The organism is Sphingomonas sp. ASV193 (assembly GCF_040203355.1).
Classification (GTDB): Bacteria; Pseudomonadota; Alphaproteobacteria; order Sphingomonadales; family Sphingomonadaceae; genus Sphingomicrobium.
In genome coordinates this window covers 1-14,353 of record NZ_JBEHBW010000007.1, presented here as the reverse complement: position 1 = coordinate 14,353, position 14,353 = coordinate 1, and the positions used below count along the sequence as shown (strand labels likewise).

16 protein-coding genes are annotated in these 14,353 nt (G+C 57.9%); 10 read left to right on the top strand and 6 right to left on the bottom strand.

Annotation, left to right across the window (positions count from 1 at the left end; translation table 11 throughout):
• Positions 1–7 precede the first annotated feature (7 nt).
• The 5 genes from ABDK56_RS11935 (at position 8) to ABDK56_RS11915 (ending at position 4,073) form a co-directional block, all read left to right on the top strand.
• On the top strand, positions 8–292 hold the full coding sequence (locus tag ABDK56_RS11935; RefSeq protein WP_349808508.1) for a PepSY domain-containing protein: 285 nt from the start codon (positions 8–10) through the stop codon (positions 290–292).
• 23 nt (positions 293–315) lie between these two features.
• Positions 316–993, top strand: a complete 678-nt coding sequence (locus ABDK56_RS11930) for a response regulator transcription factor (protein WP_349808507.1) — start codon at positions 316–318, stop codon at positions 991–993.
• Positions 959–2,320, top strand: a complete 1,362-nt coding sequence (locus tag ABDK56_RS11925) for a sensor histidine kinase (protein WP_349808506.1) — start codon at positions 959–961, stop codon at positions 2,318–2,320. Before ABDK56_RS11930 ends, ABDK56_RS11925 begins: the two co-directional genes overlap by 35 nt.
• A gap of 16 nt (positions 2,321–2,336) precedes the next feature.
• Positions 2,337–3,149 (top strand): COG4705 family protein, encoded by an 813-nt coding sequence (locus ABDK56_RS11920; RefSeq protein WP_349808505.1) that lies wholly within the window; start codon positions 2,337–2,339, stop codon positions 3,147–3,149.
• Positions 3,150–3,311: 162 nt separating this feature from the next.
• Positions 3,312–4,073 (top strand): phosphatase PAP2 family protein, encoded by a 762-nt coding sequence (locus tag ABDK56_RS11915; protein WP_349808504.1) that lies wholly within the window; start codon positions 3,312–3,314, stop codon positions 4,071–4,073.
• 105 nt (positions 4,074–4,178) lie between these two features.
• Here ABDK56_RS11915 and ABDK56_RS11910 read toward each other — a convergent pair whose 3' ends face one another.
• Positions 4,179–4,904, bottom strand: a complete 726-nt coding sequence (locus ABDK56_RS11910) for a transporter (protein ID WP_349808503.1) — start codon at positions 4,902–4,904, stop codon at positions 4,179–4,181.
• A 172-nt stretch (positions 4,905–5,076) separates the two neighbouring features.
• Here ABDK56_RS11910 and ABDK56_RS13185 point away from each other — a divergent pair, with 172 nt between their 5' ends.
• Entirely contained in the window at positions 5,077–5,244 is a 168-nt protein-coding gene (locus ABDK56_RS13185; protein ID WP_502959303.1) for a glycine zipper domain-containing protein, read from the top strand.
• A 527-nt stretch (positions 5,245–5,771) separates the two neighbouring features.
• Here ABDK56_RS13185 and ABDK56_RS11905 read toward each other — a convergent pair.
• The 4 genes from ABDK56_RS11905 to ABDK56_RS11890 form a co-directional block, all read right to left on the bottom strand.
• The gene (locus ABDK56_RS11905) at positions 5,772–7,052 is read right to left on the bottom strand and encodes a type II secretion system protein GspD (protein WP_349808502.1); all 1,281 of its coding nucleotides are present in this window, start codon (positions 7,050–7,052) and stop codon (positions 5,772–5,774) included.
• A gap of 23 nt (positions 7,053–7,075) precedes the next feature.
• The gene (locus tag ABDK56_RS11900) at positions 7,076–7,630 is read right to left on the bottom strand and encodes a hypothetical protein (protein WP_349808501.1); all 555 of its coding nucleotides are present in this window, start codon (positions 7,628–7,630) and stop codon (positions 7,076–7,078) included.
• 268 nt (positions 7,631–7,898) lie between these two features.
• On the bottom strand, positions 7,899–9,797 hold the full coding sequence (locus ABDK56_RS11895) for a hypothetical protein (protein ID WP_349808500.1): 1,899 nt from the start codon (positions 9,795–9,797) through the stop codon (positions 7,899–7,901).
• A 182-nt stretch (positions 9,798–9,979) separates the two neighbouring features.
• Positions 9,980–10,360, bottom strand: coding sequence for a VOC family protein (locus ABDK56_RS11890; RefSeq protein WP_349808499.1), 381 nt, complete (start codon positions 10,358–10,360; stop codon positions 9,980–9,982).
• A 156-nt stretch (positions 10,361–10,516) separates the two neighbouring features.
• Here ABDK56_RS11890 and ABDK56_RS11885 point away from each other — a divergent pair, with 156 nt between their 5' ends.
• Both ABDK56_RS11885 and ABDK56_RS11880 read left to right on the top strand, forming a co-directional pair.
• Positions 10,517–10,819, top strand: a complete 303-nt coding sequence (locus ABDK56_RS11885; protein WP_349808498.1) for a PadR family transcriptional regulator — start codon at positions 10,517–10,519, stop codon at positions 10,817–10,819.
• Positions 10,820–10,887: 68 nt separating this feature from the next.
• On the top strand, positions 10,888–11,301 hold the full coding sequence (locus ABDK56_RS11880) for a hypothetical protein (RefSeq protein ID WP_349808497.1): 414 nt from the start codon (positions 10,888–10,890) through the stop codon (positions 11,299–11,301).
• 83 nt (positions 11,302–11,384) lie between these two features.
• Here the strand turns inward: ABDK56_RS11880 and ABDK56_RS11875 are convergent, their stop codons facing one another.
• Entirely contained in the window at positions 11,385–12,068 is a 684-nt protein-coding gene (locus ABDK56_RS11875; RefSeq protein ID WP_349808496.1) for a winged helix-turn-helix transcriptional regulator, read from the bottom strand.
• A gap of 86 nt (positions 12,069–12,154) precedes the next feature.
• Between ABDK56_RS11875 and ABDK56_RS11870 the strand changes: the two genes are divergently transcribed.
• A complete protein-coding gene (locus ABDK56_RS11870) occupies positions 12,155–12,439 on the top strand; it encodes a tautomerase family protein (protein WP_349808495.1) in 285 nt (94 codons plus the stop codon).
• 117 nt (positions 12,440–12,556) lie between these two features.
• The gene (locus ABDK56_RS11865; protein WP_349808494.1) at positions 12,557–13,186 is read left to right on the top strand and encodes a tyrosine-type recombinase/integrase; all 630 of its coding nucleotides are present in this window, start codon (positions 12,557–12,559) and stop codon (positions 13,184–13,186) included.
• The last annotated feature ends 1,167 nt before the right edge of the window (positions 13,187–14,353 follow it).

Below are 14,353 nucleotides of genomic sequence, written 5' to 3'. Positions count from 1 at the left end.
GCAAACCATGAACAAGCTCATTTTTGCCGCTTTGGTATCCGCCGCCGCCATTCCTCTTGCCGCTGTCCATGCCGCGGCACAGCCGCCCAAGATCAGCAAGGCGCAAGCCGAGGCCATCGCCCTCAAGCTCGCTCCGGGGAAGATCAAGGACGCCGAGTATGAAAAGGAAGGCGGCGTCTGGCGCTGGTCCTTCGACATCCAGCAAAAGGGTCATATCCAGGAAATCGGGATCGACGGTCAAACTGGTAAGGTTGTCGAAAACAGCAACGAGGGCAAAGTCGATCACGACTGATCCTGCTACGGAAAAGGCAGACCTTGAACATCTTACTCGCGGAAGATGACGAGGAAACGGCCGAGTTTGTCGAGCGTGGGCTCGTCGAACTCGGCCACCGCGTGCTTAGAGCAGTTAATGGCGATGACGCGCTTCATCTCGGCCTGACTGAGCCCGTGGAACTAATAGTTCTCGATCGGATGCTGCCATCTCTGGCGGGACTAGACGTGCTTCGCCGACTTCGCTCGGGCGGAGTGGTCGCTCCCACTCTCCTCCTTACTGCGCTTGGAAGCATCGAGGACCGGGTCGAGGGTCTGGAGGCCGGGGCTGACGACTATTTAGTCAAGCCATTCGCCTTTTCCGAACTCGCGGCGCGAATCAATGCACTCGGACGCCGGCCACCAATCTACAACGAACTCACGAGTCTTACCTGCCGCGATCTACGCATGGACTTGTTAAAGCGCCAGGTGACTCGCGAAGGGGCGACCATTCCGCTTCAGCCGCGCGAATTCAAGCTTCTGGAAGAATTGCTCCGGAATGACGGACGCTTGGTCACGCGGACGATGCTCTTGGAACGAGTTTGGGGTTATCACTTCGACCCGCAAACAAACATTGTCGAAACCCATATCAGCCGACTCCGCGCCAAACTTAGTGGTCACGGCGGCGTTGATCTCATCGAGACTGTTCGTGGCGCGGGCTACCGGATGCGCTGCGATGGCTAGGCCGTGGGTGCGAAGCGCCGCTTACCGCATCGGGTTCGCATGGTCAGCGGCCTTTGCTGCCGGCGTCGCCATACTGGGCGTCCTCGTATTTATCACGATGCATCTTGCGTTCCGACAGCAGATGGATTCCATGATCGGCGATGAAGCCGACGCCTTGGCGGCTGAGTATCGAGCCGACGGCCCGGATGAGTTACGCACTGCGATTGCCGAGCGAGAGACCGGCCATTCGTCGCATAAGCTAATGTACGCATTGTTCGACTCTCGAGGGAAAAGGCTCGCCGGACATCTTGCGACCACGCCAGGGCCGCCGGGAGTCAGGGATGTAGTCTTCCGCGATCCAGTTGAGGGTCCTGACACGGCACGCGCCGTCTTTCGCGACCTATCGCCTGAGTTGCGCCTTATTGTGGCCGCTGACCGGGAGTGGCTGGAGCGAATTGACGCGATTGTCATAACAAGCTTCGTCGCAGCATTTATTGTGGTTCTGATGCTCGGCGCTGTCGGCGGCGCGCTACTGGGACGCTATCTGCGAGGCCGTTTGCAGGCGATTGCGGGTGGCGCGCGCAAGATTATCGCTGGCGACACGCGCGAGCGCGTTTCCGTAAGCGATCGACAGGATGAGTTCGATGAATTGTCGATTGTTCTAAACAAGATGCTCGATCGTAATGAGCTCTTGATCGAGAATTTGCGCCAGGTGTCTAGCGATATAGCGCATGATCTCCGCACACCGTTGACTCGTCTCCGGAACTATCTCGAAGCGCGGAGCCCAACGGACACGTTCGCGAATGGTGCAATCGAGCGCGTTGATGAGCTGCTGGTCCTTTTTGCCGCGATCTTGCGCATTGCGGAGGTAGAGAGTGGGGAAACACGCCGCTATTTCGCTAAGGTCGATCTGAGCGAGTTGATCGTCGAACTTGGCGAAACTTACCAACCATCATTTTCGGATAATGGCCGAATACTCTTGTGCTCGGCAGCGCCGAACATAAAGCTGCACGGCGATCGGCAGTTGCTTGGCCAAGCATTTGCAAATCTCTTGGACAACGCGATCCGCCACACGCCGATCGGCACGATCACAAGGCTCACGCTCACCGAGCACGCTGGCATGGCAATGGTCTGCGTGACGGACAATGGGCAAGGTATTCCGGCAAACGAACGTAATCGCGTCAAGCGGCGTTTCCAGCGTTTGGATATCAGTCGTTCTACACCGGGATTTGGCCTTGGACTAAATCTCACGAGCGCCGTGTCAGCGCTTCACGGCGGGAGCCTGATACTCGGCGACGCCGGACCGGGTCTCGAAGCCCGCGTCAATCTTCCTGTAGCGATAGCCTAGGAACGGAGAGTCAGGGATGAACGAACGCGTGCGCGAAATGATCAGCAAGGTGCCGGCCGTCACGCTCGGCTTTTGGATCATAAAGGTATTGGCAACGACCTTAGGTGAAACGGGCGGCGATGCTGTCAGCATGAGCTGGCTCGGCGAGACTACCGCAAAGGCCGGGAGCTCCGGCATTAACGGCTACCTCGTGGGAACTGCAATTTTCGGGATAACCCTAATTCTGCTCGTCTGGCTCCAGGTGCGGTCGAAACGGTTCAATGCCTGGCTCTACTGGGCGACCATCGTGGCTTCGACGACAGCTGGAACCACGCTTGCCGACTTCTCGACCCGGTCCCTCGGCATTGGGTATCCCGGAGGATCGATCCTGCTTTTGAGTCTAGTTTTGGTCAGTCTGTTTAGCTGGTATCGCGCGCTTGGCACTGTCGATGTCAATCGAATCACGACCGCGCGTGCCGAGACGTTTTACTGGGTGACGATCACCTTTTCGCAGACACTCGGAACAGCATTGGGCGACTGGTTTGCGGACGGTGCCCTAGGCTATTCCGGCGCGGCGATAGTGTTTGGTGGCGCGCTCCTCGTCCTGGCTGCATGCTACTATTTCACTTCGATCTCGCGCGTGGGCCTTTTTTGGGCGGCATTTGTGCTTACCCGGCCGCTAGGCGCGACGGTTGGCGACTTCTTGGACAAACCGATCGCGAAAGGAGGCCTTGCATTGTCGCGGCCTCTCGCGACCATCGCGCTCTTCACGGCGATCGTGCTCCTGATAGCAATTATTCCGCAAAAGGCTGGAGCCCATCCCGGCGAAGACGCTACTGACCACGCCTGATCTCAGGGAATGGTTCAGCCCCTCTCATACGAGTTTGCTTTCGCGCAAGGAGGGTTAGGGCATGTGTCGAGAGACTTCCGTCGGGCGAACCAGTTTCGGGCCGATGCCCACAGGACACCAATTTCTCGATCCTTTTGAGATCGGCGACAGAGGATTGAGCCGATGAACAAACGCAGAGTCACTGGCCAGCCCTGGGTTCCTCAAGGCAACCCCCTTCGCGCTAGATGGAGTGGGGGGGCGTTCGGACGCCACCGTCTCGACAGCAAGCTGTTGATACTTTTCCTGGTCATGGCGATCGCAGCCATCGGCCTTCTCTGGCTTGCTTCGGAGGTTTTCGAAGGGGACAATTTCGCCTTTGATCGTGCGATCCTCCTCGCGATGCGGCGTCAGCGGGATCTTGCTATCCCAATTGGGCCCCATTGGCTGGAAAGTGTGATGCTCAGCATCACTAATTTAGGTGGCGGCACAACTCTTACTCTGATTGTTGTTGTGGTTTGCGGCGCGCTAATTGCGTCGCGGAAGCCAGCGATGGCAGCGCTAGTGGCGGCATCGTCCGCCCTAGGAATCGGCCTATCCTTGATCTTAAAGACACTCTTTCTTCGCCCGAGGCCGGAGATTGTCCCGCATCTGGTTTCAGTATCCTCGTCGAGCTTTCCGAGCGGGCACTCGATGAACAGCGCTGTTGTGTATCTGACGCTTGCAATCCTCCAAGCCAGAGCGGTCGAAGGCCGGGCGCTCCAAGTCTATCTATTGTGTTCAGCAGTGACATTGGTTGTGCTCATTGGCCTCTCGCGAATTTATCTCGGAGTGCACTGGCCGAGCGACGTGCTGTTCGGCTGGGGCGTTGGCGCGGCTTGGGCAGCGCTGAGCTCACTCGCCGCAAAGTCTCTGCAAAGGCGTAAAGCTGTTGAGCAGCCAGACTAGTCGTTCGATTTAGGTCGAAATTCTCCATTGGCAGTGGTGGTCGACGGCGGATGGCTAGCGTCAAGCCTTAGACGCCGATTTGCCTCGGGGGCGTGAATGTAGCCTCTAAAAATTGAGGCCCAGCGCGGCGTAAAAGTGGTAACCGGACTTATGATCGGACCATGTGGGCCCAGCTGATAAAAGCAATGAGCTGGGTCCGCTCAGTTTGACAATGCCGCCGAGGCCCGCGCGGGTCTGTGATGTGCCGCTGCTCGCGTCGGGACCTTGCTCCGTAAGCTCAGCACCCAGCGAAACCTTCTTGCTCACGTCCTTGGTGACGGCAACGGCTGCTTGCCAGAAATTACGGTTGCCAGGTCCAGGATTAAATTCATACCCGCCCCCCCCAAAGACGCTTGTGCCTCCGTCAAAGTCTTTCCCAATCCACAGGGGAAGCAAGAGTTTGACCCTATCATGCGTAGCCAAACTTGAAGTCGGCAGGATGACGCGCGGGAAGATTGACGCAGACAGACCGTTGCTTTCGTCCTTCACGAAGCGATATTTGATTCCCACTTCGACATCGCCTGTGCCGAAGCGTTCGGCGCCCCGGGACTCTCGCGCAAAGGAAGTAGGTATCGTTGCCGTGAGCTGCACGTTTTCTGTGGCGCCGTAGTTGAGATCGAGCCCAACATCATCATCGAACGCCGATCCAAGCCGCTCGCCGCCATTGAAGACATAAATTTCCCAATGACGATAGTCCGTCGGAACTGGATCGTCTGTGAGATAGGGAGGCCCCGCATAGGCTGCGGTTGACATTCCTATCACCAAAACTGCGGTGGCCGCGGCACGCGCCATGAGTTGCCTCTTTGGCACCTGGCCGGGGTGATATCGGTGAAAGGCACCACTTGGCATCATTGTTCTCCGAGGCGAGCCGCCTTGTTGAGACAGGGAAGGTCGCTCCGCTTGAGCCGCATCGGGTTCGCAAAGCTCGACTTCAACAGGGAAAGCCAGTTTCCGCTAATAGATAATGAGGGAGCGAGGTACCATGAACGTGGGAATTGGCATTGCTATTGGGGTCGCTATCGGCGCCGGAATCGGCGTAACGATACAAAATATTCCAGTAGGCATCGCGATCGGCGTAGGTCTCGGCGCAGCGCTCGGAGGCACGCAGAGGAATCGTAGGCCGCCAGCCTGACCTAGCCCAGACGGCAACTCTGCTACGAAACTTCCGGCCGCTAGCTAGCCGCACGGAGGCAAGCCGATCGCCCCGCCAACCGGCTGGCTGAGCAATAAGCTCTGGCGATGGAACCAGTCACGTATCGCAAGGGCTCGTACGCAGAGTGTCCGATAGACTTGGCAGGTCTTAGCGCTTGGATGTTTGCCAAGTGCTCCTTTGCGACTTCCGAGAGTCGATTGGCTTCGTCTTGACGAAGAGAATGCCGGCGCTTTCGACCGAAGCTCCCGTTCCTTAACGGTTGACCGGTCCAGGGGCGAGGATCCGCACGCTGACGATCGCAAATTGGCACGGATCAGACGTCTCACGAGTATCGAACTACAATTCGATACTGAGTCCGAAATGCGCCCATTGCGGTCATGCAGCGAAGCGTTTGGTCGATCCGAGAGCGGTCGCTTGTTCAGATCTACTCTGCACGTCAGTTACTTTCCTAACCCGTCCGTTCACGACCCGTGAGCGGGCGTGGGCTCGCGAACGGACCTAGTTCCTCAGACCGGCGCCCGTCCCGTCGTGACGATGTGTGGTGTCACGACGATATAAAGATCGCGCTTCGTGCTGCTCGTGTGCTCAACGCTGAACAAAGCACCGAACAAGGGGAGCGATCCAAGTAACGGTAGCTTACTCTTGTTCGTGATTCGACTTTCTTCGGTTAAGCCACCGATGATGAACGTATCTCCATCGCGAACGGTCGCCGATGTCGACGCTTCGCGTTGACTGATCGTAGGATAGCCCTGCGAGAAACCCGTTACGCTCGAAACCACGGCGAAAATATGAGCGGTGACAAATCCATCATCGCTGACTCTTGGGGCGATCTGAAGAGTGACGCCGACATTGACGTAAGCCACCTGCTGTTGAACGGCATTTACGCCCGAAAGCGCGATAGAGGTGAGAATTGGCAACGCGTCGCCTGTAACGATCTTGGCTGTCGCGCCGCTTTGCGCGGAGATGCGCGGTTTGGAGACGATGCGCCCCTCTCCCTTCGCGATCTGTGCGTAAAGCGCGACCTGAAAGGCTGCGGTCACGCCACCGAGACGAGGTGTGTCGGACAATCCGGGAAAGCCGCGGGCGTAGCTCACGCTAGCACCGCCAATTTGACCATTAGCGTTATTGAAATCGAGACCCAGGTTGCGGGCGCCCGTCTCGCTGAGTTCGACGAATTGCGTTTCGAGAACCACGCTCGTCACGGGCACATCGAGCAACTCGATCTCATGTCGAATACGGGCGACCCGCAGCGGGTCGCCCTTCAGGATAATGGCATTGAGCCGACGATCGATGCCGATGGTGCCGTCGACCGCTTGCCCAACCGAGTCGCTGCTGACAAGCACTCCATTGGAGGCTGACAGTATGGGCACCGTCGGCAGACCGCCGCCGCTGCCGAAATAGCCGCCGCCAACCACCCCGCTCGATCCGAAATTCGGCTCTTGCGGGCTAAACTCGTCATTGGAGCGCACAGTCTGATTGCCGGTCAGCAGGCCAACAATCTCGCTGACATCGGCGTAGCGAAGCTTTACGATTTCGAAGTCTTCGCCCTCCTGAGCAATGAGACCGGTCCACAAAGATGGAACTGGCAGCGCAGCTACAGGACCACCGATGACCGTCGCCGGTCCATTGGAAACGGGGAGCGCGGGGGAGCCAACTGTTCCCTGAAACCAGCCCACTTGTGCAGCTGACGCCGGTTCCGCTTGGAAGGCCATGCAAAGGACGAGCGATACGACGAGCGCGCGCAAGTTAATCATGCCGACAAAAACCTGATGCGGCGCAGTTCGCACCGCGCCGCATCGAGGCCCCCCTATTAATTTGCGTGGATGCGCTGCGCGGTCACCTGGCCTTGCTGGCTAGCGACCTTCGTTTTCCCCGTGGGGTCGTAAACGTCCAGGGTGAAACTGCCCGAATAGCTGTTTCCGGTCGCGTCGACCGACACATCTTCCTTGATGTTCACGCGGGCATTGAGCTGGCCGGACGTGGGATCGTAGCTCAGTGCCAGGTGGTTGAGGTGATAGCGATTTGGGCCGACTGAGCGCCATGCGCCCATGCAGATGTTTTCGCTAGCCGGCGCACGCCCGCCGCTATTCATCAATTCGGTGCCGTCCGAATGCCATTGCTGGAACCCGAAATCGCCCGGGCCGGAGGTTGGGGTCATTGTGAACGACCAGAAGCCAACAATCGAATGCTGGTCATAATCGGCTCGGTGGAAGAGATCCGAAGCGTGTTGATCGAGCGAAGCGGCTGTCGCGTGGATGAGCGTATCGCCGCCGCAGGCATTAGCGCTCGAGGCGAACGTTGCGGTTCCAATCATTAGAAGACTGCCCGCCGACAGTTTGGCGACTTTGACGAGGTCAATTTTCATCACAAACTCTCCCCTTACATCTAAAAAAGACGGCGCTGGCTCGGCCAGAAGGCTGACTTCGCGACGCGCTTCGACGTTGGTTCGAGTGGTTCCCCCCGGCGATGGAGAAGACCTGATTTTTTCCTGATTTCTAGATCATGGCAATGAGCTCAACGCTGTGCGGCGATGCCCATTCGCCGAACGATCAAGCTGCCCCGCCGAAACAGAAGGTTGGGCGGCCCGGCTATTCAACCGGTGGCTCGACCGTCGTTCTTAGTCTGTCTCCGGGCTAGTCGTGCTGTATCTTGAGACATTCTTCTTCGTGGTCGCGCACACAGAAATCCGGCATCTTCCCGCCTCGCCAATAGGCGAGCAGCCCGAGATTTTTGGCGAGTGTCAAAAAGCGAGGGTCGCGACGAAGCGGAGCTGCCGCACGACTCGTGAGAAAGGCGACAGGCGTAGGATTCGGATTGGAAAGCCACGACCAATCGACCTGCGCCTGGCTTTGTCCCGAACGTGTCGGATAGAGTCGATAAGCCAACGTGTAGGCCGCATCATATTGCCCCCTCTGCGCCAGCGATGTCATGCAGATGTGTGACGCAAGCCCTCTTGCGGCTTCACATGCTTTTCGCATGTCCGTTAAATTATTTTCCGTGATCGCATGGAGTATCGACGCGGAACCGTTTTCGACATGGTTCTGATCATTGAAACGGCTAGCCTCGGCAAAATGTCCGGCTTGGATCATTCCGACAAATCGATCCCACCTTATCCACGGATTCTGCGGCCACCACTTGAGCGAAGATTGATACAGCCTGTCCGCATCCTTCGATTGACCGGTCGCCTCCATGAGTTGAAGTGCCAAGCCGATCTTATTCACCATATATGGATCACGCGCCAACGACAGCCGCGCCAGTTCCGCTGCTTCGACATTTCGGCCGACAGGGTTGAGAACGATGTCCGCCAGAAACCAGGATGCGAAGGGCGCGTCAGGATCGATCTGCCGCGCTTTCTCCAGTCGGCGTTCGCAATCGGCGAACAGCGTTTCGCTATGGAGTAGGCACCATGGTGCGTAGCTCTCTCCCGACTCGGGCGCCAGCGCCTCGACCCTTGCAGAGGCAAGCCGCGCTTCGCGCACTGCGGTCGCTCGATCGGACGGAGATAATTCTTCGAGCACGAATGCCGCCGCGTAAGCAAATGTCAGCTGGGCCAGGGCTGAATTGGGTGCAGCGCGCGCGAGACGTCGAGAATTTTCAAAATCGCTCAGATTTCCCGCGTCGGCTAAGCCTGTAGCGGCCTGCTCGAACAGCTGCCGCGCGATCGCCGGATCGCTTGGGTGACGTCGTTCGAGCCCAACCAATGGGGCGGTCCAGGAAATCTTGGCCGCCAACTGGCCGCCGGCCATTTGCGGTAGCGAGTCCGCTGCGGAGAGCTTCGATACAAACTGGTGCGCGAAGACGACCGTCTGGTGGCTAGTTTCGACCATGCGCACGCTCGCAATTACTGACCCGCCGACTTCGTTCAAATGACCGGTGACAAGGAAATCCGCCGATGGTCGGCTTGCCTTCGCTGGATCGGCCACGCTGACCGAGTAAGCGCCATAGGCCAACGTATTGGCAATCGCGTCCTGGGTCGCAGCGGCTAGGGTGCGCAACTTGCGATCGTTTGTCTCAGTGTCGAACGGAATTAGCTCGATTTTGAGAGGCCCGAGTTCGGGAGCCGCCGCAACTCGCTTCGCACGAAACAGTCTCTCGCCCGAAACAAAGCCAACGATCATTACAATTACGAGAACAGCTGCCCAGCTCTTCCATCGTGGAAGTGACCCGGTCGAGACTGAAGGAAGTACGGAAGACTCGAGTAGTCGGTAGCCACCACGCGGGATCGTTTCGATCTTGATCCCACCGCATTCAGCACCCAGACGCCGTAGCAAAAGCACCGAGCGATTGATCACATCATCGCCGACAAACCGACCGTCCCAGCAGCGATCGACGATCTCGTCTCGGCTTACGACACATCCGACCTTGTCGTGAAGTGCGACGAGAACTTTCAGGACTTGCGGTTGAATGCGTCTCCGTCCGCCTTGCCACGCGATCTCGTGGGCAGAAGGGCAAACTTCGACTGGTCCGAGCCTGAAGGGTGGCTCGATCGACAAATCGATTCGCCTTGCTTCAAGTGAAATGGCCCTGTCCATGCGAACGTCCCATTGTATCTTCTACAATTTAGCCGAAGCTAGACGAAAAGCATTGCTTGTTTTTGCTCACGCTATGAGGGGCAATTTTCGCGATATTCGCGGCTGGCCTGAACTGGCTACCGGGCTATAACGCAGGTTTCTGGACTTGCGCCCCTTATACGTCGAGGATGTATGACGAACGGTCAGATCTCGATCAACTGCGATGGCCAGCCGATGCGAACCAGCAAACCATCTGGTCCGGCAAGCCCAACTTCATAAAGTCCCCATTCACGGTGCCTTAGAATGCCGCCAGGCCTGATGATTAAGTCATCGACCCGCGCTGCGATCTCGGCAACTCGGGGCGTGCGTATGAAGACACCGAAGGGATTATGCTTTTCCGGAACACGCCAGGGCCCTTGCCCTGCTTGCGTAAGGTGCACTTCGCACCCCCAACCGGTCATAATCACGTAAGTGTTCTCGCCGCCGGTCCGCGCGAAGCCGAGACGTTCCCAGAACGGTATGGCTAAAGCAAGATCGTTGCTCGGCACGATCGCGAATGCGCCGACATTATCGGGTATCACCATTGCAGTCCCACCTTTGGCCCTTTCCGCGCCCGAAGCTGAGCGATCCCAAGTTTCGACGCAACGGTCGCAGAGAGTATATTAGCGTCAGGAAAATTGTGGTCGGTCAAACTTCGTGTTACTACGCCATGCGTAGCAATTCAAATTGGGAGTCCGATCTTGCCCGACACCGGCTTTTCCGACGCTCAATATCTTGTCCTAGCTAGTCTTGCCGGAGGTCCGAAGCACGGACATGCGATGATAGACGACATCGAGAAGATGTCCGGCAGCCGATTAGGACCAGGGACGCTCTATGGTGCAATCACCCGGCTGGAGCAGCAAGGCTGGATCGAGCCGCTTCCCTTCGACGAGCGGCGCAAGCCCTATCAGTTGACCGCATCAGGGCGGAGCGCATTTACCGCGAAGTGCAAGGCGATGAAGCTCGTCGTCAGACGGTCGGCGGCGCGCTTGGCTGCCCTGTGAAGCACATCAAGCATCATTGGCTCGTCCGGCTATACCCACGAGCCTGGCAAGCGCGCTATGGCGACGAGTTGAGCGAGTTCCTGGTCGACCGGAGGCGTTGGAGGGATGGTCTCGACGTTGGGAAGGGTGCCATCATCGAGCATTTTTACAGCGTCAAGGAAGGAATGACGGCCATGGGTAAGCATCATCGCGCACTCGGGATTCTTGCCCGCAAGCCAAGCGGATACGCTCCGGTGCTGATGTCGCTACTGGCATTGTGTGTTGTTCTGATGGCGATTTCTACGGGGCATACGCGTCGCGAGCCCGACGAAGGCACCTCTGCGCACATCTGGCAATTGTTGATTGCCGGGCAGCTGCCGTTTCTGCTTTGGTTCGCAAGCCGGTGGCTTAGGCGCGACCTGAAATCAGGCCTGCCCGTCTTAGGGGCCCAGATCGTCGCGATTGCGGTCGCGGCTTTTCCAGTCTGGTTGCTTGGGCTCTAAGATCGCAGAGTGCGGCGGATGATCGTCTTCGATTGACCCAGGCAAATCGACCAATCTCTCGACAGGCAAATTACTGCGTAAACTCAGGTAAGTTCTGCTGGTGCGAAGCTGCTCAGCTTCATCCAACCCGAAAACGTCCGGACGAGGTCGGGATCGCCTTCCAGCAGAATGCGGCCGGTGGCCACTTCATCGGCCATCCTCGACATGCCCATCCAAGCCGACGTCATCGCCTTCAGGTCGGCCGTGACATACAGGTCGACATCAAAGCCGGGATCGATCGAGCAAAGGTCGGCCCCGGTCGATGGCGACACGATCAGCCAATAGTGGCGCTTGTCCTTCGGCAGCTCGGGGTAGGAAAATTCGACGACGACCCGTCGCGGCGGAAGCGGTTTCGGGTCAATTTTCCGACGCATGTTCCACATCAGCAATTGCGCGTCGAGGTTTGCCAGCGTGCATTCGTGGTCGACCCATCGCATGGACCATTCGCCGAGCGCGTGGATCACCGGCTTCAGGTCGTGGCCGGCGTCGGTCAGTCGATACTCGGTGCCGTGACCTGACTCAACGCGGCGGATGACGCCGTGTCTCTCCAGTTCTTTGAGGCGCTTCGACAACAAGGCCGGCGACATGCGTGGCACTCCGCGTCTGATCTCGTTGAAACGGGTCGAGCCCGACTGCATCTCGCCAAGCAGGACGAACGTCCATCTTGAGGCGAGGATCTCCGACGCCATCGCTATCGGACAGAACTGGCCATAGGTTTCCGATGCCATGCGTCCAGGCTCCGCCCGCTTGGAGAGAACGTCAACTACAGAAACTGAATCGGAATCAGTTCAAATCGGGAACTGGAGGCCCGGCTTTGGAAACCGGCAAAAGCTTCACGCGGCCCGAATCGGTGGCCGCGCTGAATAGCAGGGAGAAGATTATGCCGCTCGTCGATATCCAAGTGATCAAAAACGTCTTCACGCCCGAGCAGAAGGGGCAGCTGATCGACAAGGTGACCGAAGCGATGATCTCCGTTGAAGGCGAGGGCATGCGAGGCGTCACCTGGGTGCGGTTACACGAGATCGATGAAGGAAGTTGGGCTATCGGCGGAACGCGGCTGGCCGCAGCCGATGTTCACCGCATGGCGGGAGCGGCCTGAAATTCGGGGTCCGCTCTAAGCTAATTTAAGTCTAGAGCGGACCGTCTGCTTTCGGCCGTTATGAGCCGGTCTCAATCGTTGTTGCCATGGCCAATCAAGGCCGGAGGAGAGACAGCGATGGGACATTCTTCCTTCGATGGCGACGATCATGGACCTGCTTGGAATGTCGGTCGGAAACTCGGCGCGAAGCGTCCGCTCAGACCAAAAGAGATTTGGGCTGTACGCTTTATGCTCGACCAGGATCACAGGATCCGCGATCGGGCCCTGTTCGACCTAGCCATCGACAGTAAGCTGCGCGGCTGCGACCTCGTGAAAGTGAAGATCCACGATTTAGTATCCGGCGGTCGCGTTAGACACCGGGCCATGGTCGTCCAGCAAAAGACCAAGCGACCGGTCCAATTTGAGATCTTGGAGCCAGCACGTGCTTCAATCCTTCCCTGGCTAGAGCGACGGGGTGGCGGTCTCGACGAATTCGCGTTTCCGAGCCGGGTTGATAGATCTGATCATCTCAGCACGCGCCAGTATGCACGGTTGGTCGAGGAATGGGTGACCGGGATCGGCTTACGACGCGAGGATTACGGGACGCACTCGCTCAGGCGCACCAAGGCTGCATTGATCTACAAGCAGACCGGCAATTTGCGAGCTGTGCAAATCCTACTCGGCCACACCAAGATTGAGAGCACAGTGCGATACCTTGGCGTCGATATCGAGGACGCTCTCGCGCTCGCTGAAAGTACCGAAGTCTGAGCCCAACGCCGGCGTCGCGAAGGCGGCGCCGGCAAATGGCCGTTTTCGGACGATTGCGGACATTCGTCGGACTTTTCCGCTGGTCGCAATGTCCGATATGGGTGGAAAGCTGTCATTGTGGCGAAGCGTTCCTGATGACGATCACTCGTCAATCCCGCTTTTTTGGCAGCCTCCACGTTGAAGCGAGCCAGATCGCGCTCTCCCTCGTCTGCCATTTCGAGGAGGACCGCCGCCGTTCGTTCGTCAGCCGTTGTCGCGGCGAGGTTGCGGCAGAGCTTTATCCTCGCGCGCATTTTGTCGGCCAGCTCGTCGCGTTCCATCAGTCTGGGATAAGACGCTGCCGGGCGATTGCAACCCGCGCTCAAGCCGCTTCGCAAGCTCCGCGTACTTTCCCGCCATTTCAAAGTGTATGTCTCGCGCAACCTTCGTTGTCGCTTGTTCAGCTAAGGCGCGCTCGGCTGCCTCGCGTTCACGATAATAATCGGCGGTTTCGCTTTTTGCCCCACACATAACCGCAAGTCCCTGTCATGTTGCTTCAATAGTCCACTGAAGCCGGGACAGGTCGTTCGACTCCAATCTCGCAAGGTACCGATATTACCATATTCGGGACCCCACAGGCAAGATTATCGAACAGTTCCAAGGTCTTCCGTGGACCGGGGCGTCGGCAGAGACGAGTACATCGTTCGATTAAAGTGAAAGGCGCTAAGTCTGGAGTCGGCACCCCGCCCGCCGTCGCTCGTCGGACGGGTCGCACCAGCGTCGCTAAGCGAGATCGCTTTTCCGTTCTCCGGTTGCACATATTGAGACGACCGAATCGAATGCCCCCCGGAGTTTAAGCTCCGGGAGGCTCGCTCCTTTTCCACTACTCGGTTGTACCCAAAGCTACGCGACAAGGAGCGATTCAAATTTCGACCCGAGAAACGTAAAACCCTGACTTCTGTATTCTCGACTCGTCGGAAAAAATGTCGGATCGCCGACAGTTTGACTGGTGCCACGCTGCTCGTCGAGTGAGCTACATACGAGGCCCACGAAGGTCCGCTTTGGGTCGAAAGCAGACATTCGCATTCGACCGAACTTTCCTGTATGAAGCAGCCGTCACAGGGCATGGCAGGGGGTTTGCTATGGCGACTGTTGCGCGTGGGATCACCTACCCTGATCGCGAACTCG